Annotated in this window: 18 protein-coding genes; 10 read left to right on the top strand and 8 right to left on the bottom strand. The window is 63.0% G+C overall.

Annotation, left to right across the window (positions count from 1 at the left end):
- The first annotated feature begins 101 nt into the window (after window positions 1-101).
- From prpR to O3299_RS27525, 5 genes are all read left to right on the top strand, one after another.
- Window positions 102-1,727, top strand: coding sequence for a propionate catabolism operon regulatory protein PrpR (prpR, locus tag O3299_RS27545; RefSeq protein WP_289906119.1), 1,626 nt, complete (start codon window positions 102-104; stop codon window positions 1,725-1,727).
- 25 nt (window positions 1,728-1,752) lie between these two features.
- Window positions 1,753-2,679, top strand: a complete 927-nt coding sequence (locus O3299_RS27540; RefSeq protein ID WP_305063647.1) for a phytanoyl-CoA dioxygenase family protein — start codon at window positions 1,753-1,755, stop codon at window positions 2,677-2,679.
- A gap of 90 nt (window positions 2,680-2,769) precedes the next feature.
- Complete coding sequence (locus O3299_RS27535; RefSeq protein WP_305063646.1) at window positions 2,770-3,642, top strand: alpha/beta fold hydrolase; 873 nt, start codon at window positions 2,770-2,772, stop codon at window positions 3,640-3,642.
- Between the two features lie 3 nt (window positions 3,643-3,645).
- Complete coding sequence (locus tag O3299_RS27530) at window positions 3,646-4,710, top strand: sensor histidine kinase (RefSeq protein ID WP_305063645.1); 1,065 nt, start codon at window positions 3,646-3,648, stop codon at window positions 4,708-4,710.
- The gene (locus O3299_RS27525) at window positions 4,707-5,426 is read left to right on the top strand and encodes a LytTR family DNA-binding domain-containing protein (RefSeq protein ID WP_305054502.1); all 720 of its coding nucleotides are present in this window, start codon (window positions 4,707-4,709) and stop codon (window positions 5,424-5,426) included. Before O3299_RS27530 ends, O3299_RS27525 begins: the two co-directional genes overlap by 4 nt.
- A gap of 5 nt (window positions 5,427-5,431) precedes the next feature.
- Here the strand turns inward: O3299_RS27525 and O3299_RS27520 are convergent, their stop codons facing one another.
- From O3299_RS27520 to clpS, 3 genes are all read right to left on the bottom strand, one after another.
- Entirely contained in the window at window positions 5,432-8,785 is a 3,354-nt protein-coding gene (locus O3299_RS27520; RefSeq protein ID WP_305063644.1) for a S41 family peptidase, read from the bottom strand.
- 207 nt (window positions 8,786-8,992) lie between these two features.
- Window positions 8,993-11,293, bottom strand: a complete 2,301-nt coding sequence (gene clpA / locus O3299_RS27515) for an ATP-dependent Clp protease ATP-binding subunit ClpA (RefSeq protein WP_035825884.1) — start codon at window positions 11,291-11,293, stop codon at window positions 8,993-8,995.
- The gene (gene clpS, locus O3299_RS27510) at window positions 11,290-11,592 is read right to left on the bottom strand and encodes an ATP-dependent Clp protease adapter ClpS (protein ID WP_034751577.1); all 303 of its coding nucleotides are present in this window, start codon (window positions 11,590-11,592) and stop codon (window positions 11,290-11,292) included. The genes clpA and clpS overlap by 4 nt, the downstream gene beginning before the upstream one ends.
- A gap of 321 nt (window positions 11,593-11,913) precedes the next feature.
- On the opposite strand from clpS, the gene O3299_RS27505 reads away from it, so the two are divergent.
- Window positions 11,914-12,117 carry a cold-shock protein gene (locus tag O3299_RS27505; RefSeq protein ID WP_010395943.1) on the top strand — a complete coding sequence of 68 codons (204 nt, stop codon included), beginning with the start codon at window positions 11,914-11,916 and terminating at the stop codon, window positions 12,115-12,117.
- Window positions 12,118-12,209: 92 nt separating this feature from the next.
- Here the strand turns inward: O3299_RS27505 and icd are convergent, their stop codons facing one another.
- Window positions 12,210-13,463 carry an NADP-dependent isocitrate dehydrogenase gene (gene icd, locus O3299_RS27500; protein ID WP_099665050.1) on the bottom strand — a complete coding sequence of 418 codons (1,254 nt, stop codon included), beginning with the start codon at window positions 13,461-13,463 and terminating at the stop codon, window positions 12,210-12,212.
- 292 nt (window positions 13,464-13,755) lie between these two features.
- Between icd and O3299_RS27495 the strand changes: the two genes are divergently transcribed.
- The 3 genes from O3299_RS27495 to O3299_RS27485 all read left to right on the top strand — a co-directional run bounded on the left by O3299_RS27495 (window position 13,756) and on the right by O3299_RS27485 (window position 15,366).
- The gene (locus O3299_RS27495; protein ID WP_305063643.1) at window positions 13,756-14,319 is read left to right on the top strand and encodes a pseudouridine synthase; all 564 of its coding nucleotides are present in this window, start codon (window positions 13,756-13,758) and stop codon (window positions 14,317-14,319) included.
- Window positions 14,320-14,429: 110 nt separating this feature from the next.
- Window positions 14,430-14,753: a hypothetical protein gene (locus O3299_RS27490; RefSeq protein ID WP_099665052.1), complete on the top strand. Its 324-nt coding sequence runs from the start codon at window positions 14,430-14,432 to the stop codon at window positions 14,751-14,753.
- Between the two features lie 169 nt (window positions 14,754-14,922).
- Entirely contained in the window at window positions 14,923-15,366 is a 444-nt protein-coding gene (locus O3299_RS27485) for a DUF192 domain-containing protein (RefSeq protein WP_289900062.1), read from the top strand.
- A gap of 162 nt (window positions 15,367-15,528) precedes the next feature.
- Here O3299_RS27485 and rpsT read toward each other — a convergent pair whose 3' ends face one another.
- Window positions 15,529-15,795, bottom strand: coding sequence for a 30S ribosomal protein S20 (gene rpsT, locus O3299_RS27480; protein WP_010395935.1), 267 nt, complete (start codon window positions 15,793-15,795; stop codon window positions 15,529-15,531).
- Window positions 15,796-16,103: 308 nt separating this feature from the next.
- Here rpsT and murJ point away from each other — a divergent pair, with 308 nt between their 5' ends.
- Window positions 16,104-17,651, top strand: coding sequence for a murein biosynthesis integral membrane protein MurJ (gene murJ, locus O3299_RS27475; protein ID WP_099665054.1), 1,548 nt, complete (start codon window positions 16,104-16,106; stop codon window positions 17,649-17,651).
- 160 nt (window positions 17,652-17,811) lie between these two features.
- Here murJ and O3299_RS27470 read toward each other — a convergent pair whose 3' ends face one another.
- The 3 genes from O3299_RS27470 to O3299_RS27460 all read right to left on the bottom strand — a co-directional run bounded on the left by O3299_RS27470 (window position 17,812) and on the right by O3299_RS27460 (window position 19,562).
- Window positions 17,812-18,309, bottom strand: a complete 498-nt coding sequence (locus O3299_RS27470) for an FxDxF family PEP-CTERM protein (protein WP_077401053.1) — start codon at window positions 18,307-18,309, stop codon at window positions 17,812-17,814.
- Window positions 18,310-18,531: 222 nt separating this feature from the next.
- Window positions 18,532-19,173, bottom strand: coding sequence for a type II secretion system protein (locus O3299_RS27465; protein ID WP_305063642.1), 642 nt, complete (start codon window positions 19,171-19,173; stop codon window positions 18,532-18,534).
- Window positions 19,174-19,178: 5 nt separating this feature from the next.
- Window positions 19,179-19,562 carry a type II secretion system protein gene (locus O3299_RS27460; protein ID WP_099665056.1) on the bottom strand — a complete coding sequence of 128 codons (384 nt, stop codon included), beginning with the start codon at window positions 19,560-19,562 and terminating at the stop codon, window positions 19,179-19,181.
- Window positions 19,563-19,564 lie beyond the last annotated feature (2 nt).

The following is a 19,564-nucleotide window of genomic DNA, read 5'->3' as shown; positions in this document are numbered from 1 at the left end:
TCCTTATTGGCAATATCTGAAACACCACAGACCACCTGCAACACGCCCGTTGCAAGGCCGTTGCATGGCTGGAAAATGAAACAAATCGTTTAGAATAAAGCATGCGCCGCCCTCCCCAACCTCCGCTCGACCACCGCGACAAACCCGTCATCTGGACCGTCTCCGTCTCGCGGCTGTTCGACCTGTTCCGCGACATCACGCTCGAATATGACGACCTGGCGACGATCGAACCGATCAACCTGGGTTTCGACGACGCCGTGCGCCACATCCGCGAGCGCATGGCCACCGAGCGCTGCGACGCCGTCATCGCGGCCGGCTCGAACGGCGCCTACCTGAAGGGACGGCTGTCGGTACCGGTCATCATCGCCAAGGCCAGCGGCTACGACGTGATGCAGGCGCTGGCGCGCGCGCGGCGCATCTCGCCGCACATCGGCGTCGTCACCTACCAGGACCCGATGCCGGAACTGGCCGAATTTGCCGCCACCTTCGGCTTCCAGATCGCGCAGCGCACCTACGCCACAGAGGAAGACGCGCGCGCACAGATCAATGAACTGAAGGCAGCCGGCGTCAAGGCCGTCGTCGGCGCGGGGCTCGTCACCGACCTGGCCGAGGAAGCGGGACTGGCCGCCGTCTTCGTGTATTCGGCCACGGCCATCCGGCGCGCCTTCGACGACGCGCTGGAACTGGCGCGCCTGACCCAGATCGAATCGAACCGCGGACGGCGCGCGGTGGTGGCCGACACCCTGCGCGCGCGCCACGGCCTGCACGATTTGCGCGGCGAATCGGAAGCGATGGAAGCGCTGCGCCAGTCGGTAGTGCTGTATGCCCGCTCGCCGGCGACGGTGCTGATCCAGGGCGAGACGGGCAGCGGCAAGGAACTGGTGGCGCAGGCGATCCACCGCGAAAGCCCGCGCAGCCTGGGCGCGAACAGGCCCTTCATCGCCATCAATTGCGGCGCCATCGCCGAATCCCTGCTGGAATCGGAACTGTTCGGCCACGAAGATGGCGCCTTCACGGGTGCGCGCCGGGGCGGCCATGCTGGCCTGTTCGAGGCGGCCAACCACGGCACCCTGTTCCTCGACGAAATCGGCGAAATGCCGCTGGCCCTGCAAACGCGATTGCTGCGCGTGCTGGAAGAGCGCGAAGTGGTGCGCGTGGGCGGCACGCGGCCCATCGCTATCAACGTTCGCATCATCAGCGCCACCCATTGCGACCTGGAACAGCGCATCCGCGAAGGACGCTTCCGCGCCGACCTGTTCTACCGCCTGGCCGTGCTGCGCCTGCATTTGCCCGCCTTGCGCGAACGCGCCAGCGACGTTCCCGGCCTGGCCGAATGGTCGCTGAAAAACGCGCTGGCGGCGCTGGGCGCCCGTCCGCATCCCAACCTGCACGCGGAAATCCAGGCTTGCGCGCCGCTGCTGCGCCGCTACGACTGGCCCGGCAACGTGCGCGAACTGCGCAATCTGGCCGAACGCCTGGCGCTGTTCCTGGCCGCCGAACCGCTGCAGGCGCTGACGCCCGCCTTCGTGCTGGGCGTGGCGCCGGAACTGGCCAACGCTGCCGGTACGGCGGCGCTGCCGCCGGCGCCGGCCACCGCCGTCGCGCCGCGCCTGGAAGACGAAAGCGCCAGCGCCGTGCTGGCGCGCTTCGGCGGGCGCCGCGACGCCGCCGCCCAGTACCTCGGCATCAGCCGTACCACCTTGTGGCGCCGCCTGCGCGCCGGCTGATTTTTCCAACCAGACAAAAAACACCATGGACGACTGGGCTCACTTGCACGATTTATGGCAGCGCTGCACGGGACAAGGCGCCGCGAGCGGCAACCTGGGACTGGCGCGCGACCACAGCGACATCAAGGCGCTGTACGCACGCGGCATTTCGATGGAAGACGCGCTGCACTTCCTGTATCAGCAACGGCCGACCCTGCAAGCCTACACGGACTGGATCGCCGCGCGCACGCGCCCACGCCCGGCCCATGCCGCCAGCGCGCACGAGGACGTGCTGTCCGCCGCCGAGCTGCGCCATTTCGAGGAACGCGGCTATCTGGTGCTGCGCGGCGCCGTGCCGCGCACGCAGTGCGCCGCTGCCCGGGCGGCCATCTGGGACTATCTGGGCGCCTCCCCGGACGAACCGTCATCGTGGTACCAGCCGCACCCGGGCAAGCGGGGCCTGATGCTGCAGTTTTCCGACCACCCGGCCCTCGAGGAAAACCGCCACGTTGCGCACATCCGCCACGCCTACCAGCAGCTGTACGGCACTGGCGCCGGCATCTACGCCAGCATCGACAAGGTGAGCTTCAATGCTCCGGAAACGCCGCAGCACCGCTTCCTCGGCAGCGCCCTGCACTGGGACGTCAGCCTGCAGCAGCCGATTCCGTTCAAGCTGCAAGGCATGCTGTACCTGAGCGACTGTCCGGCGCAGCACGGCGCCTTCCACTGCGTGCCCGGCTTCCAGCACCGCATGGCCGGCTGGCTGCGGCAAGTGCCGCCAGGACGCCAGCCGCGCGAATGGGCCGTCGACGACTTGCGGCCCGTGCCCGTCGAAGGCATGGCCGGCGATTTCATCATCTGGCACCAGGCCCTGCCCCATTGCGCCACGCCCAACCGCGGCCCGGCGCCGCGCATGGTGCAATACCTGACCTACCATCCGGACCATTGCCAGGACCACGATGGATGGATCTGAACCGCTCATCCCGTCCTGGCGCCGCTCATCCCGCGGCGCTGGCCGCGCGTTCCCGGCGCCGCTAGCATGGTCGTCAAGGAGGAGTACCCCATGAAACGAACACTGCAAACATTGATCTTGCTCAGTACGGCGCTGCTGGCGGGCGCCAGCCAGGCCGCCGCGCCCCAGGCCTTCACGGTCGAGGTCACCGGACAAGGCCGTCCCCTGATCCTGATTCCCGGCCTCGCATCCTCGGGCGAAGTGTGGCAAGCCACGGTGGCGCGCCTGTGCGGCCCGCAAGCCGCGCGCCAATGCCACGTGCTGACATTGGCCGGCTTTGCCGGCGTGGCGCCCATCGAAGGCGACTTGCTGGCGCAGGCGGAACAGCAGCTGGCCGACTACATCGGCACCCACAAACTGGGCCAGCCAACCATCATCGGGCATAGCCTGGGAGGCTTCCTGGCCCTGAAAATGGCCATCGACCATCCGGCGCAAACGGGCAAGCTGGTGATCGTCGATTCGCTGCCGGCGCTGGGCGCGACCCAGCTGCCCTCCATCACGCCGGAGCAGCTGCAAGCCATGTCGCAGCAGATGCAGGCGGCCATGCGGGCCCAGGATGCGGCTGCCGCCAGCGCCAGTCAGCGCCGCACCGTCGCGGCCATGGCCAGCGCGCCGGCCGACGTGGAACGCATCATCGGCTGGGGCCAGCGCTCGGACCGCGAAACGGTGATCAAGGCCATGGGCACCCTGATGGCCAGCGATTTGCGCCAGGACGTGGCGAAAGTGCAGTCGCCCACGCTGGTGCTGGGCACCTGGATCGCCTACAAGGACTACGCGCCGCGCGCCGCCATCGAAGCCACCTTCCAGCAACAGTATGCACAGCTGCCCGGCGTGCAGATCGCGCTGGCCGACACGGCGCGCCACTTCATCATGTACGACCAGCCGGACTGGATGTTCGGCCAGATCGAGCAATTCCTGCATTGAGCCATGACGCCACCCCACCACCCCCCGCTGCTGGCCCGGATCGACTGGTACTGGACCTTCCAGCTGGCCGGCTGGGGCGCGCTGGCCTTGTTCAACAGCGTGTACGGCGGCTCCTCGCAACTGCGCATCGTCGCGACCATCGCCTGCTGGGGATCGCTGGGCGGCTTGCTGCTGTCGCACCTGTGGCATGGCGTGCTGCGCCAGCACGGCTGGGCGGCAAACGGCTTGCGCTGGAAACGCATCGTGCCGTCGCTGATCCTGCTGGCCGCCATCCAGACGGCCAGTGTGACGGCCGCCTTCCACGCCATGTATCCGCCCGACCTCCTGCACGGCATCGCCTGGCTGCCTGGCGCGCTGCTGTTCTGGTTCGGGGTCTTCCTGACCTGGACGGTGTTTTACTTCACCGCGCTGTCGCTGCGCCGCGCCGCTCGCCTGGAAGCGGAAACCCTGCGCCTGCAGCTGCACGGACGGGAGGCCGAACTGCGCGCCCTGCAGGCGCAAGTCAATCCGCATTTTTTCTTCAACAGCCTCAATAGCGTGCGCGCCCTGATCTTCGAAGACCGCGAAGCGGCCGCGCACATGATCGACCAGCTGGCAGGCCTGATGCGCCACGCGCTGCAATCGGGCCAGCACGCCACGGTGCCGCTGGCGGCCGAACTGGACGCCGTGCGCGCCTACCTGGCCATCGAACAGATACGCTTCGAGGAACGCCTGCGCGTCAGCTTCGCGATCGAAATCAGCGCGCCCGACGTGGAACACGTGCGCGTGCCGCCCATGGCCCTGCAGACGCTGGTGGAAAACGCCGTCAAATACGGCGTCGAAGCAAGCGCCGAGGGCGCCGACATCCGCATCGCGGTGCGGCGCGCCAGCCCCGCCGACGGCGCGGCCATGCTGCAGATCGACGTGGCCAACACGGGTGCCTTGCGCGAACCGGGCAACTCTACCTGCGTCGGCCTGCGCAATGCGCGCCAGCGCCTGCAACTGGCTTGCGGCGAGCGCGCCAGCCTGGAATTGCGCGAACAGGCGGGCTGGGTACATGCCACCATCCACCTGCCGGAGCAGGCATGAACGGCCATCCGCTCAAGGTACTGCTGGTCGATGACGAGCGCCTGGCGCGCGCCGAGCTGCGGCGCCTGCTGGCGCCCCACGTGCAGTGCGGCGCCGTCGAAATCGCGGGCGAGGCGGCCAGCGCGGCCGACGCCGTCGCGCAGATCGGCAAGCTGCGGCCCGACCTGCTGCTGCTCGACGTGCAGATGCCGGGCGGCTCCGGCTTCGACCTGCTGGCCGCGCTCGATAATGCGCCCGACGTCATCTTTTGCACGGCCTTCGACCAGTACGCGCTGCAGGCGTTCGAGGTCAGCGCCCTCGACTACCTGCAAAAACCCGTGCAGGCGGCACGCCTGGCCACGGCGCTGGCACGCGCCGGCGCGCGGGCGCAAGCCGTGCCGCCGCCCGCGCCGCGCAAAGTCTTCATCAAGGATGGGGAACGCTGCTGGTTCGTGGCGTTTGACGATATCCGCCTGCTGGAATCGGAAGGCAACTACACGCGCGTGCATTTCGGCGCGCAGCGTCCGCTGATGCTGCGCACCCTGAACCAGCTGGAAGAAAGGCTCGATCCCGCCCTGTTCCTGCGCGCCAACCGGCGCCAGATCGTCAACCTGGCGCAGGTGACGCAAGTGGCGCCGAATGCGGCCGATGGCCTCGACCTGCGCCTGCTGGACGGCAGCGTGGTCGAGGTGTCGCGCCGCCGCGCGCAGCAGTTCAAGGCCGCCTGCGGCCTGTAGCGGGACTACTTCAGCGCGGGGATAGGCTGCGCCTGGAAAGCGGGGCGCGGCTGTTCCCTGAGCTTTTTCGCCAGCATGTCGAGCGCCACTTCCAGCTGGCGGTCGGCGCCATTGAAGGTGGCGTGCGGCGGATTTTCCACCTCCACGTCCGGCACCACGCCCACGCCTTCGATCAGCCACTGGCCGTCGATGCCGAACTGGCCGTTTTCCGCCACGCGCGCCATGCCATTGTCGGCCAGGCGCGTATTGTCGCTGAGCCAGACGCCGGCGCCTGCCGTGCGCTTGCCCACCAGCGGCGCCAGGCCCAGGGCCTTGATGCCGGCGGCGAAGGTCTCGCCATCCGAATACGTCAGTTCGTCGACCAGCACGACCAGGTGGCCGCGGAAGGTATTCTGCATGTTCGACGACGGCTGCACGCCCGGCGGCGCCCAGTAGGCCCAGGCCTTGCGCAGCAGTTTTTCGATGATCCAGCTGTCGATATTGCCGCCGTTATTGCGCCGCACGTCGATGACCAAGCCTTCGCGGTTGACGTTGGCGTAAAAATCGCGCGCGAACGAGGCGATGTCGTTCGGGCCCATGGCGCGCAAATGCAGGTAGCCGATGCGCCCCTGCGAGGCGGCCGCCACCTGCTCGGCGCGGCTCAATTCCCAGTCGCCATAGCGCAGCGCCGTCTGTTTCGCCATGTTGACGGGCGTGACGATGACGGCGCGCGGCGCGCCTTTTCCCCGCCTGACCTGCAGCAGCACCTGCTTGTCGGCCTGGTTCAGCAGCAGGTCGCTGATGTCGCGCGCGCCCAAGACGTCCTTGCCGTTGACGGCCGTGATCACGTCGCCCGCCTGCACCTCCACGTCGGGCCGCGACAGCGGGGCGCGCGCCGAGGGCAGCTCCGCTTCGCTGCGGTAGACATGCTCGACCCGGTAGCCGTCGCTGGTGCGCGCCAGCACGGCGCCCAGGCCCGCCGGCGTACCCTCCTGCTCCGTGCGGCGCAATTCGCCGGGACGTATCTGCGAATGCAGGGCGCCCACTTCGGCCACCATCATGCCGAGCAAGTCATTGAGTTCGGCGCGGTCCGTGACCCGTTCGACCAGCGGCGCATATTTGTCGCGCGCCGCCTTCCAGTCCACGCCGCGCATCTTCGCGTCGTAGAGAAAATCGCGGTGCAAACGCCAGGCGTCGTTGAACATCTGCTTCCATTCCAGGCGCGGATTCGACACGAAAGTCCAGTCGTCGACCTTGACCTTGGCCTTCGACAGGTCGGCCGGCAGCTTGGCGCCCGCCTCGATCACCAGCATCTCGCCCGGCCCCGTGGCCGCCGCCGTGCGGTAGTACAAATGCTTCTTGTCCTGCGCCAGGTCGAATTCGCGCACATTGGCCACCAGCAATTCCGGCTTGGAGCCGGTGTTGCCAATTGCCAAGGTCTTCAGGCTGGACTTGTTTTCGCCGCTGTCCCGCTCGAGGAAATACAGGCGCTTGTCATCGGCGGCCAGCGCGCTGTAATTGCCCGCCGCCAGCGGCACTTCATACAAGCGTTCGGCCAGGCCCTGGCTGACGATGGCCGGCAATGCGGCCGGCGCCTTTTTCACGGTCGTCTTTCCGCCAGCCTTTTCCAGCGCTTTTTCCGCCGCCGATTCGGCGGCCTTTTCATCGTCCGTCTCGGGCGGTTTCACTCCCGGACGGCTCAGTTCATCGTCGGGCTGGAACGGAAAACGGTTGCCCGGCTGCAGCGCCAGCGCATACACGCCGGTGCGCTTGTCAAACACGGGCCCCATGTTGCGGTCGCCCCATGGCGAACCGTTGGCCAGCTGGAAATTGCGCGCCGACAAGAAATACAGCCACTTGCCGTCCGGCGAAAACACGGGCGAACCAGACGTGTAGCGGTCGCTGGTGACGAATTGCAGCTGCTTCGACACGAGGTTGTACAAGCCTATCTGCTCGCGCTGCTCGTTGCTGGCCACGCGCACGATGGCCAGGTTGCGGCTGTCGGGCGACCATTGCACTTCGTCATGCTTGTCCACGCCCGCCTTGCCCGCGTCGTCGATCAGCGCGTTGCCCCTGGTCGCCAGGTCCAGCAGCCAGAAACGGCCCTTTTTATCCGTGTGGGCCAGCCAGCGCCCGTCCGGCGACGGATACAATTTCCAGCGGTGATTATCGCCCTGCGTCGTCAGCTGCTCGCCCTTGCCCGATCCATCGGCGGCGTACTTCCAGATTTCATTCTCGCCGCTCGTGTCGACGATGGCGAAGACGGATTTCTCGTCGCTGGAAAAGACGGCGTCGCGCGCCCGCGCCCCTTCCGGAATGGCGATGTCGACGCGGCGCAGGCTACCCGTGCCGGCGACGCTGACACGGCCCCTTGCAGTAAGAATGATGCGCTCATCCTTGCCCGACACCTGGACATTGCTCAAGGTATCGAGCGGTGAGCGGACCTGGCGCGCGCGCTGCTGGTCGAAATCGGACACGAGGCTGATGGCCAGCGGCTGCGAGGCGCCCGTTGCCGGGACGTTCAGGTCGAGCACGTGCAAATCGGCGCCCAGCTGGTAGACGATCTTGCCGTCGCCCAGGGAAGCATTGCGCACGTCCCACTGCGTGTGGCTCGTCAAGGCGCGGCGGTCGGAGCCGTCGGGCAGCATACTCCACAGATTGTCGCTGCCGCCCGCGTCGCTGATATAGTAGACACGGCCCTGCCACCACATGGGGCGCTTGTTGTTGCCAGCCAACACAGCGGGTTCCGCGTGCATGCGCACGGCCTCGCCCTTGCCATCAAGGTCATAGCGCCACAGGACGGCATGCGCGCCGCCCCGGTAGTTGCGCACATTGTCGTTGGTCATGGCCAGGCCGAAACGCGTAAAGAACAGCGTCTTGCCGGCGTCGTCGAGCACGGCATCGTTGGCGTCGGCCACGGGAAACACGCGGCGCGTCTGTTTCACGGGATCGATGGCGGCAACGATGCGGCGCGACGCGGGACCGTCCGTATTTTGCGTGCTGACCAGCACTTCGCCCTGCGCCGTCCAGCCCAGCACCAGCACGCCGCCATTGTCGTACGAAATACGCCGCGGCAAGCCGCCGGCCAGCGGCATCACATACGCTTCCTGCGCCCCTTCATAGGCGGCCGAAAAGGCGATCCACTGGCCGTCGCGCGAAATCGCCGCATTCGTTTCATAGCCCGGATGCGTGGTCAAACGCTGCGCCGCACCACCGCGCAGATTGCTTTTCCACAAGTCACCTTCGGCCGTGAAGACGACGGTATCGCCGCGCACGGCGGGAAAGCGGAAGTAGCTGCCGGCAGGCGCGGCAGCGGCGGCAGCGCTCCCCAGCAAGCCGGCGGACAACAGGAGGAAGGCGAGAGTACGGGAAATTTTCATGTAGGCAGTCTTTCAACGAGCAGTCAGCGGTCATGGAAACGATGCGGGGCAAGGCCGACACCGGGATCACGATTCTTGCATAGCTGATGCAAAAGCAATACCTTTTTTTAAACAAGGCAATTTGCATAATAGTTTCCATTACTCACTTACGGGCGTAAAAAAACCCGCGCCACTTGCGTGGGCGGGTTTTTGTTGACGGCAGGAAGCTTATTCCACTTCCACCGTTTCCGGCGCAGCCGTCGGCGCCGCATCTGGCGGTTCCGGGAATTCCAGCAAGACCTGGTCCTTGTCGTCGAGGTCGACCGTGACCCGTCCGCCCGTCACCAGGCGACCGAACAGCAGTTCGTCGGCCAGGGCCTTGCGGATCATGTCCTGGATCAGGCGCGCCATCGGCCGCGCGCCCATCAGCGGATCGAAGCCTTTCTTGCCGAGGAAAGCGCGCAGCTTCTCGGTAAACACGGCTTCGACCTTTTTCTCGTGCAACTGCTCTTCCAGCTGCATCAGGAACTTGTCGACCACGCGCAGGATGATTTCCTGGTCCAGCGAACGGAAGCTGATGGTCGCGTCGATGCGGTTGCGGAACTCCGGCGTAAACATGCGCTTGATGTCGGCCATCTCGTCGCCAGCCTGCTTCGAGTTGGTGAAGCCGATCGACGTCTTTTGCAAGCTTTCCGCGCCCGCATTCGTCGTCATGATGATGATTACGTTGCGGAAATCGGCTTTGCGGCCATTGTTGTCCGTCAAGGTGCCGTGATCCATCACTTGCAGCAGGATATTGAAAATGTCCGGATGGGCTTTTTCAATTTCATCGAGCAGCAAGACCGCATGCGGTTTCTTGGTGATCGCTTCCGTCAGCAAGCCGCCCTGGTCGAAACCGACATAGCCCGGTGGCGCGCCGATCAGACGGCTGACGGCGTGGCGTTCCATGTATTCCGACATGTCGAAACGGATCAGCTCGATACCGAGGATGAAGGCCAGCTGTTTCGCCACCTCGGTCTTGCCGACACCCGTCGGACCGGAGAACAGGAAGGAGCCGATCGGCTTGTCCGTCTTGCCCAGGCCGGCACGGGCCATCTTGATGGCCGACGCCAGCGCATCGATGGCGGGATCTTGCCCGAACACAACATTGCGCAAGTCGCGGTCGATCGTCTGCAGCTTGCTGCGGTCGTCCTGGTTGACCGTTTGCGGCGGAATGCGCGCGATCTTGGCGATGATGTCCTCGATCTCGGCCTTGCCGATGGTTTTCTTTTGCTTCGACTTCGGCAAGATGCGCTGCGCCGCGCCCGCTTCATCGATGACGTCGATCGCCTTGTCGGGCAAATGGCGGTCGTTGATGAAGCGCGCCGCCAGTTCGGCCGCCGTCGACAGGGCCGAGGCCGAGTATTTCACGCCATGGTGCTCTTCGAAGCGCGATTTGAGGCCACGCAAGATTTGCACGGTTTGCTCGACGGTTGGCTCGTTGACGTCCACTTTCTGGAAGCGGCGGCTCAAGGCATGATCTTTCTCAAACACGCCGCGGAATTCCGTGTACGTGGTCGCGCCGATGCACTTCAATTGACCGTTGGCCAGTGCCGGTTTCAGCAGGTTCGACGCATCCAGGGTGCCGCCCGACGCCGAGCCCGCACCGATGATGGTGTGGATCTCGTCGATGAACAGGATGCCGTTCGGATTGTCCTTCAGCTGTTTCAGCACGGCTTTCAGGCGCTGTTCGAAGTCGCCGCGGTATTTGGTACCGGCCAGCAAGGCGCCCATGTCCAGCGAATACACGACGGCATTCTGCAGGATTTCCGGCACGTCGCTTTGCGTGATGCGGTAGGCGAGGCCTTCGGCGATGGCCGTCTTGCCCACGCCCGCCTCGCCGACCAGCAGCGGATTGTTCTTGCGGCGGCGGCACAGGATCTGGATCACGCGGTCGACCTCTTCCTCGCGGCCGATCAGCGGGTCGATCTTGCCTTCGGCAGCGGCCTTGTTCAGGTTTTGCGTGAACTGGTCGAGCGGGCTTTCCTTCGGCTGGCCATCGACGGGCGCCTCTTCCACGCCTTCGGAGGCTTTCGCGCTTTCCGTCGACTGGTCCTTGCGCACGCCGTGCGAAATGAAATTGACCACGTCCAGGCGCGTCACGCCCTGCTGGTGCAGGTAGTAGACAGCATGCGAATCCTTTTCGCCGAAGATGGCCACCAGCACATTGGCGCCCGTGACTTCCTTCTTGCCATTCGAGGCGGACTGGACGTGCATGATGGCGCGCTGGATCACGCGCTGGAAACCAAGCGTCGGCTGGGTGTCGACTTCGCCCGTGCCAGGCACGGTCGGCGTGTTATCGCCGATGAAATTGGTGAGGGTCTTGCGCAGGTCTTCAATATTGACCGCGCAGGCACGCAACACCTCGGCAGCGGAGGGATTGTCCAGCAGTGCCAGCAGTAAATGCTCAACCGTGATGAATTCGTGCCGTGCCTGCCGAGCTTCGACAAACGCCATGTGCAAACTTACTTCTAATTCCTGCGCAATCATACTTCCTCCATCACGCACTGCAGGGGGTGCCCCGCCTTGCGCGCATGCGTTAAAACGAACTCCACTTTGGTACACGCTATATCTTTAGAGAACACGCCGCACACTCCTTTGCCGTAGCGATGAACACTGAGCATGATTTGCGTCGCCGTTTCACGGTCCTTGTTGAAATACTCCTGAATGATGGCCACCACAAATTCCATGGGGGTGTAGTCGTCATTGAGCAAGGCTACCTGGTAGAGCGGTGGCGGCTTCAGCACTTGCCGCTCCAGCAGGGTTTCTGTGTCGTGCTTGGTTGCCATACGCTTATTCTAATGCTTTCACAGTGGTTGTCATGCGCAATATCTACGCCTTTCCAATTGTTTTCAATCTTACGCGTTTTCTTAATAGTGCGCAGATGGCGACCTTGCCGTCAAAATCAAGAGTTGCTTTTTTGGTTGCCGTGAAGAATTTGGCAATATCGATGGAAAAGCGCTTGACTTCATTATTTATTCCGCCAACAATGCTGTATCGACTGTTGCAGTAATGTACAGCTTGATAAGAAGTGAGACGTCGAGGAGGGGGCAAGAAGCTTCTTGCTTTTATGGCTCGTGTGATTTGTTTTAATTTTGAAAGTTCTTTTTATGGCAACAGGTACAGTTAAGTGGTTCAATGATTCCAAAGGTTTTGGCTTCATCACTCCAGATGATGGCGGCGAAGATTTGTTTGCTCATTTCTCCGCAATCAACATGAACGGTTTCAAGACCCTCAAAGAAGGTCAAAAAGTTCAATTCGAAGTCACGCAAGGCCCTAAAGGCAAGCAAGCTTCCAACATCCAAGCAGCCTAAGCATCGCCGGCCCTCAGATGTGAAAAACCCCGTTTCCTTGAAGCGGGGTTTTTTTTCGTCCGCAGGGCGCGCAGCACCCTGCCCCGTTTCCTTTACATGTGCTCGACCATCACCTGGCCGAAACCAGAACACGACACTTGCGTGGCGCCTTCCATCAGGCGGGCGAAATCATAGGTGACGCGCTTCGAGGCGATCGACTTTTGCATCGAGGAAATCACCAGGTCGGCCGCTTCCAGCCAGCCCATGTGGCGCAGCATCATTTCCGCGGACAAAATCAGCGAACCGGGGTTCACGTAATCCTTGCCCGCGTACTTAGGCGCCGTGCCGTGCGTCGCTTCGAACATGGCGACGGAGTCGGACAGGTTGGCGCCCGGCGCGATGCCGATGCCGCCCACTTGCGCCGCCAGCGCGTCGGAAATGTAATCGCCGTTCAAATTCAGGGTGGCGATGACGCTGTATTCGGCCGGACGCAGCAAAATCTGTTGCAGGAACGCGTCAGCGATGGAATCCTTGACGATGATGTCGCGGCCCGTCCGTGGGTTCTTGAACTTGCACCACGGGCCGCCATCGATCAGCTCGGCGCCGAATTCCTTTTGCGCCAGCGCATATGCCCAGTCGCGGAAGCCACCTTCCGTGTATTTCATGATGTTGCCTTTGTGCACGATCGTCACGGATGGCTTGTCATTGTCGATCGCATACTGGATGGCCTTGCGCACCAGGCGCTGCGTGCCTTCGATGGAGACGGGCTTGATGCCCAGGCCCGACGTGGCCGGGAAGCGGATCTTGGTCACGCCCATTTCATTGACGAGGAAATCCATCAATTTCTTGGCTTCGGGCGAGCCTTGCTGGTATTCGATGCCGGCGTAGATATCTTCCGAGTTTTCGCGGAAAATCACCATGTCCGTCTTTTCCGGCTCTTTCACGGGCGATGGCACGCCCGTGAAGTAGCGCACGGGACGCAGGCAGACATACAGATCGAGCTGCTGGCGCAGGGCCACGTTCAGCGAGCGGATGCCGCCGCCGACGGGCGTGGTCAGCGGACCCTTGATGGAAACCACGTAATCTTTCAGCACGGCCAAGGTTTCTTCCGGCAGCCACACATCGGGGCCGTACACATTCGTCGCTTTTTCGCCCGCATAGATTTCCATCCAGCTGATCTTGCGCGCGCCGCCGTAGGCCTTGGCCACGGCCGCGTCGATCACCTTGATCATGACGGGGCTGATATCGATGCCCGTGCCATCGCCTTCAATGAAGGGAACGATGGGATTATCTGGTACATTCAGCGAAAAATCGGCGTTGACGGTGATTTTTTGGCCGTCAGCAGGTACAGTGATATGTTGATACATCGTGATCTCCGAAGTGGGACACACCGCTGGCGGGCAACACGGGCCGGCGACGCGCTCTGCGGTTGCAGAGTTTACAAAAACAAGTCCGAACAGGGCGGCAACAACGCACTTTAGCAGGGAAAGAACACCCGGGCCACCCGCGGCGCCAAAGAACCGCATTGCCATACCGCCTCAAGTCTTCTATAAGACATAAGACTAACATTTCACATTATGCACCAGTATCTTACAGGGCGCCACGCTTTTGCGGCGCCGATCAGCAGCCACCATCGCTTACATCAATTCCCTTACCAGCATGCCACTCATCCTCTTCAATAAACCATTCCAGGTCCTGTGCCAGTTTTCGCCGCAGGAGGGCCGCGCCACCCTGGCCGACCACATCACCATCCCCGGCATCTACCCGGCCGGCCGGCTCGATGCCGACAGCGAAGGCTTGCTGCTGCTGACGGACGACGGCCGCCTGCAGCACGAGATCAGCCACCCGGACCGCAAGGAAGCGAAAACCTACCTGGTGCAGGTCGACGGCGTGCCCGATGCGGCCAGCCTGGCGCACCTGCAGGCGCCGCTGGACCTGGGCGACTTCATCACCAAGCCGTGCAAGGCCGTGCGCATCGCCGAGCCGGACTGGCTGTGGCCGCGCAATCCACCGATCCGCGCGCGCGCCGACAAGCCCACCTCGTGGCTGGCGATCACCCTGAAAGAAGGGAAAAACCGGCAAGTGCGGCGCATGACGGCCGCCGTCGGCCTGCCCACGCTGCGCCTGGTGCGCAGCGCCATCGGCCCGTTTTCCCTGGCCAGCCACCCCTTGCTGCCCGGCGAATGGTGCGAAGTGCCGGCCGAAAACATAGGAAAAGCGTGAGCCGGACAAGAAAAAACGCCCCCGTCGCCGAATTTTGCCAAGATGCACTATTTATTTTTAGATAATGCATTAAAATCATCCCACCTTAACATGATAGAAAAGGAAAGATGATGACAAAAGTAATCCTGGCCCTGGCCGCTTCCCTGCTTGCCGGCGCCGCACTGGCGCAATCGGGCGCCAAGGTGCACGCTTCCGCCGCGACCGATGCCGTCAAGCCGCCGCCCGCTTCGGCAGCCAGCCATGCGTCGGCCGCGACTGACGCCGTCAAGCCGGTGCCGCCGGCGTCGGCCACCGTCAACGCTTCGGCCGCGACGGATGCGGCGCGTTCGGGCGCATCGACCAAGGCTTCGGCCGCAACGGATGCCCCACGCCTGGTTCCCCAGGCCCGCAAGGCGAAGCAGCCGGCCGCCGAGGCAGGCAAGCCCGTGAAGTAAGCAGCAAGAAGTAGGAAGTAGGAAGTAGGAAGAAGCAAGGGTAATTCCCGGGGTTACTGCAGCAGCCATGTTGCTGTAACCCCACGCTTTCGGCGCGGACAGGCAGCATGCTTGACCAGGCAGCCGCCAGCATGGCTTAATCGCCGCTTCGCAGCCACCGTCCCGCCCCATGAAAAATTCCCTACGTCATCTCAGCCTGTCCATCGCCCTGCTGGCCGGCGCCAACATTGCTCAAGCTCAAACAAAGAGCGTGCAACTGTCGGCTGGCATGCATTTGATCCAGGCGGAAGTGGCCGCCACGGAAGAGCAGCGCGAACAGGGCTTGATGTACCGTGAAAAGATGCCGGCCAATGCGGGCATGCTGTTCGTCTTTGGCAATCCATCGACGCAATGCATGTGGATGAAAAACACGCCGCTGCCCCTGTCGGTGGCCTTTATCGATGCCGGCGGCAAGATCGTCAACATCGAAGACATGCAGCCGCACACGCTCGACAGCCATTGCTCCACGAAGACCGTGCCCGTGCGCTATGCGCTGGAAATGAACCTGGGCTGGTTCAAGCAAAAGAATATCAAGCCGGGCATGAGCATCGGCAACTTGCCAGGGGCACGCTAGGCCAGCGCGGCCGCAGCCTGCCGCTGGCGGGTGCGGCCGCAAAAAATCCTGAAAAAACGCGAAAAAACCCGCCAGAATGAATCTGCGGGTTTTTGCTTTTCAACCAGTGCCAGCGTACCGGCACAGGCAAGGCCGCCGTGGCGGCTTGCCTGCTGGCGAATATTAAGCGGACAGTGCTTTCAAAGCAGCTGCCAGACGGCTCTTATGGCGAGCTGCCTTGTTTTTGTGGATGATCTTCTTGTCAGCGATACGGTCGATGGTCGACACGGATGCTTGGAAGATTGCAGCAGCAGCTGCCTTGTCGCCGCCCTGGATCGCTTTGCGAGCAGCTTTGATAGCCGTGCGCAAGGTCGAACGTTGGGACGAATTGTGTGCGTTTTGCTTAACTGCTTGACGAGCGCGTTTGCGCGCTTGTGCGGTATTTGCCATGGAATTTCCTAAAACAGGGTCAAAGTGCGTTTGCAAACATTAGTGTTTGCCAACCGGTGCGTTCTGTGCGTCTGCCGAACCATGTGTGCCAAACCAGTGCCTGTCAAACATTAGTGTCTGCGTAACAGAATTCTGTACAGCCTTCGATTATAGCGATATTTTCAAGCGGGGGCAAATCAAAAAACCGTGTGTCACGCCAAAAACACGTGAAAATGGGCCTGGCAAGGGCGAATCGGCCCCGCTTGTTACCCGATTGTTACCATATTTTAACCGTTTGCCGGTACCGCGCCCGGCTATAATCTGCCCCCATGAACTTGCTTAAAACCCTCGCCGCCATTTCCAGCATGACCATGCTGTCCCGTGTAACCGGATTATTGCGCGAAAGCCTGTTCGCGCGCGCCTTTGGCGCCGGAGCCTACACGGACGCCTTCATCGTTGCCTTCCGCATTCCCAACCTCTTGCGCCGCCTGTTTGCCGAGGGGGCCTTCTCGCAAGCCTTCGTGCCGATCTTGTCTGAATACAAGAACCAGCATGGCCAGGAAGCGAGCAAGCAACTGGCCGACCATGTGGCCACCACCCTCGTCTGGGCCACCTTGCTCGTGTCCGCCATCGGCATCGTCGGCGCGCCCTGGTTCGTGTACGCGATCGCCACGGGCCTGTCCAAGGATCCGGGCGCCTTCGACGCGGCCGTATGGATGACGCGCCTGATGTTTCCTTATATTACTTGCATGTCTTTCGTGGCCCTGGCCGGCGGCATCCTGAATACCTGGCGCGAATTCAAGATACCCGCGTTCACGCCAGTGCTGCTGAACCTGTCGTTCATCGCCGCCTCGCTGTTCCTCGCGCCGCACTTGAAACAGCCGATCTACGCCATGGCCATTGCCGTGTTCGCCGGCGGCTTGCTGCAAGTGGCAATCCAGATTCCCGCGCTGATCAAGATCGGCATGCTGCCGCGCCTGTCGATCAATCCCGCCATCGGCCTGTCCGACGGCGGCGTGCGCCGCGTGCTGAAAAAGATGGGACCGGCCGTGTTCGCCGTGTCGGCAGCGCAGATCAGCCTGATGATCAACACGAGCATCGCGTCGCGCCTGGCCGAGGGCAGCATTTCCTGGCTGTCGTATGCGGACCGCCTGATGGAGTTCCCCACCGCCATGCTGGGCGTGGCCCTGGGCACCATCTTGCTGCCCAGCCTGTCGAAGGCGAACGTGGATGGCGACAAGACGGAATACTCGGCCCTGCTGGACTGGGGCTTGCGCCTGACTTTCCTGCTGGCCCTGCCCGCCGCCGTCGGCATGGCGACCCTGGCCACGCCGCTGATCGCGACATTATTTCACTACGGCAAGTTCACGGCCGAATCCGTGACCATGTCGACGCAGCCGCTGGTGGCCTACAGCCTGGGCCTGATCGGCATCATCCTCGTGAAAACCCTCGCGCCCGCCTTCTATGCGCGCCAGGATATCCGCACGCCCGTGAAAATCGCCATCGGCGTGCTGATCGCCACGCAACTGATGAATCTGCTGTTCGTGCCCTACATCGCCGTGGCCGGCCTGGCCCTGTCGATCGGCCTGGGCGCCTGCCTGAACGCCAGCTTCCTGTACTGGGGCTTGCGCAAGCGCGGCATCTACCAGCCGAAACCGGGCTGGGCCAAGTTCTTCCTGCGCCTGCTGCCGGCACTCGTCGTGATGGGCGGCGTGGCGTATGCTGGCGCCATGCGCATCGACTGGATCGCTATGCAAGCCCATCCGCTGTTGCGCGCCGGCGCGCTGGCCCTGGTGGTGGCCCTGTGCGGCGTGGCGTATTTTGCCACCCTCTTTTTGGTTGGCTTCCGCTTCCGCGACTTCAAGCGCCACGCTTGACAGCATGGGCAAGACGTTGTTGCCTGCGTCTCGCCGTACTGGCGTACTGTCTTCGACTGGGCGCCTAGTCCTGCACATGTTGTCGCAATCGCACATGTAGTCATGCAGTAGAAACAAAAAAACCCGCCTCGGCGGGTTTTGTCATTCTTGCCAGCAAAAATCAAACAGCTTTGCGGGCGCGGCGGCGGGCGGCGAAACCGACCAGCGCCAGGCCACCCAACAGCATGCCGTAGGTTTCCGGTTCCGGCACAGGCAAGGCCGAGACCGTGCCCACGTACTGGCCATTCTGCAAACCGGTCAAGCCCGAAACACGCACCTCATAGGTACCCGCCGCCAGGGAACCGGCCCAGCTCAGGCTCTGGATGCCGGCCACCGACGTCAGGGTCAGGTCACCATAGCCCACCAGGGTGGCGGCGAAGTTGCTGATCGCGCCTTCGGCAACGGAAAACGTTTGCAATGCGCCAAACGAGGTCGACGACGGGGTCAGCAGTTTGAAGGTCCACAAATCATCGACCACCGAATTGGCGGCGAAATTGGTGGTGATCGATGCCCGCGTATCGAAGCCGCTTGGATCCAGGATGCCCAGATTGTAGGTGGCCGCCGATGCGCTGAACGATGCTGCAGCCAGAATGCCTGCCGCGATAAATTTCAATTTCATAAATTATCCCTTAAAAGTAATTTATGGCCGCCAGGTGGGCCAGCCATCGCTTTAGTACTGAAAGTACCAGGAAGGATGGTAGCATAAAGACATCAAATTACTTGTAATTATTTTATTGGAATTTCATTTATTGAAAGTATTTCCTCTATGAAATGGTTCCAGGTCAAGATGAATTTCCAGGTGAAAATAGTTATCCCTGTATTCTTCATCGTTGACTTATGGTTACGGCGGATTGCGCGCTGGCGCGCCGGCCTCTTCCTCCGGCTCCGCCGCCTCGGGCGCCGACGGTTCGGGCGCTGGCGCAGCCGGATGCGGCGGCGGGAACAAGGCGGGCGGCGCGGCGGAGGGCGGCGCGGCGGCGTCTGGCGGCGCCAGGACCAGTCCCGCCGGCGGCACGGGCCCGCCGGCGACGAACTGCCACTCGGACAGGTGCGACTTGCCTTCGAAACCGGTGAAGCGGGCGTCGAAATTACCCACTTTTAAGGGCGCGGACGATGACAGGCTATGCACGCCGATGATGCCCTGGCCGCCGGGCTGGTACAGCAAGCCCCATTCGGCGCGTCCCGTGACGGGGTCCACATACAGCTTGCGCAAATGGCGGCGCACCTGCGGAAAGCGCGGGTCGCGCAGCAAGGCGGCCAGGGTCGGCGGATGCTGCGGCTGGCCGGCGGGCGTGGCGCCCGTGTAACTCTGCAGCGCATCGACAAACTCCGCCCCGATGTCGAGCAGCTCCTGCTCGGCCGCCTGGCGCTGCAGCAAGGAGCCCATTTTCAGCCCGGCCGCCCCCACGAGGCCCAGGATGGCGACCAGGATGATCAGGCCCAGATACGTAACACCGCGCTGGCGGCGCGCAGGACGGTGCATGGCCGCTACCAGTCGGCGAACGGCGTGCCGCTGCGGTCCTTGCCGGGCGCGCCGCTTTTCACGTCATACACCTGGCCCGGCGTATCGTCGGGCGGCGGCACGATCAGCCATGTCGATTCGCTGTCCGTGATGGGGTCGATGGGCATGGCGCGCAGGTATTTCTTTTCGACCAGTTGCTCCAAAGTATCGGGATAACGGCCCGTATCGCCGTGGAACTGGTCGATGGTCGTGCGCAGGTTGCGCAAGTTGTCCGCCAACACGGTTTCCTTCGCCTTGTCGAGGCTGGGAAAGTAGCGGGGCACGGCAAGGGTCAGCAACAGCGCCACGATGCCGAGCACCACCAGCAGCTCGATCAGCGTAAAGCCGCGCGCGCGGTCAGGGACAGGCATGG

This window comes from Janthinobacterium sp. SUN176 (assembly GCF_030587335.1).
Taxonomy (GTDB): domain Bacteria; phylum Pseudomonadota; class Gammaproteobacteria; order Burkholderiales; family Burkholderiaceae_D; genus Janthinobacterium; species Janthinobacterium kumbetense.
This window is presented reverse-complemented; position numbering and strand designations above follow the sequence as displayed.

Coding starts and splice junctions, on each gene's coding strand:
- O3299_RS27485 (WP_289900062.1), top strand. CDS start 14,923: ATGAAAAATTCCCTACGTCATCTCAGCCTGTCCATCGCCCTGCTGGCC.
- O3299_RS27465 (WP_305063642.1), bottom strand. CDS start 19,173: ATGCACCGTCCTGCGCGCCGCCAGCGCGGTGTTACGTATCTGGGCCTG.
- clpS (WP_034751577.1), bottom strand. CDS start 11,592: ATGGCAACCAAGCACGACACAGAAACCCTGCTGGAGCGGCAAGTGCTG.
- O3299_RS27470 (WP_077401053.1), bottom strand. CDS start 18,309: ATGAAATTGAAATTTATCGCGGCAGGCATTCTGGCTGCAGCATCGTTC.
- O3299_RS27530 (WP_305063645.1), top strand. CDS start 3,646: ATGACGCCACCCCACCACCCCCCGCTGCTGGCCCGGATCGACTGGTAC.
- O3299_RS27495 (WP_305063643.1), top strand. CDS start 13,756: ATGCCACTCATCCTCTTCAATAAACCATTCCAGGTCCTGTGCCAGTTT.
- rpsT (WP_010395935.1), bottom strand. CDS start 15,795: ATGGCAAATACCGCACAAGCGCGCAAACGCGCTCGTCAAGCAGTTAAG.
- clpA (WP_035825884.1), bottom strand. CDS start 11,293: ATGATTGCGCAGGAATTAGAAGTAAGTTTGCACATGGCGTTTGTCGAA.
- O3299_RS27460 (WP_099665056.1), bottom strand. CDS start 19,562: ATGCCTGTCCCTGACCGCGCGCGCGGCTTTACGCTGATCGAGCTGCTG.
- prpR (WP_289906119.1), top strand. CDS start 102: ATGCGCCGCCCTCCCCAACCTCCGCTCGACCACCGCGACAAACCCGTC.
- icd (WP_099665050.1), bottom strand. CDS start 13,463: ATGTATCAACATATCACTGTACCTGCTGACGGCCAAAAAATCACCGTC.
- O3299_RS27505 (WP_010395943.1), top strand. CDS start 11,914: ATGGCAACAGGTACAGTTAAGTGGTTCAATGATTCCAAAGGTTTTGGC.
- O3299_RS27525 (WP_305054502.1), top strand. CDS start 4,707: ATGAACGGCCATCCGCTCAAGGTACTGCTGGTCGATGACGAGCGCCTG.
- O3299_RS27520 (WP_305063644.1), bottom strand. CDS start 8,785: ATGAAAATTTCCCGTACTCTCGCCTTCCTCCTGTTGTCCGCCGGCTTG.
- O3299_RS27535 (WP_305063646.1), top strand. CDS start 2,770: ATGAAACGAACACTGCAAACATTGATCTTGCTCAGTACGGCGCTGCTG.
- murJ (WP_099665054.1), top strand. CDS start 16,104: ATGAACTTGCTTAAAACCCTCGCCGCCATTTCCAGCATGACCATGCTG.
- O3299_RS27490 (WP_099665052.1), top strand. CDS start 14,430: ATGACAAAAGTAATCCTGGCCCTGGCCGCTTCCCTGCTTGCCGGCGCC.
- O3299_RS27540 (WP_305063647.1), top strand. CDS start 1,753: ATGGACGACTGGGCTCACTTGCACGATTTATGGCAGCGCTGCACGGGA.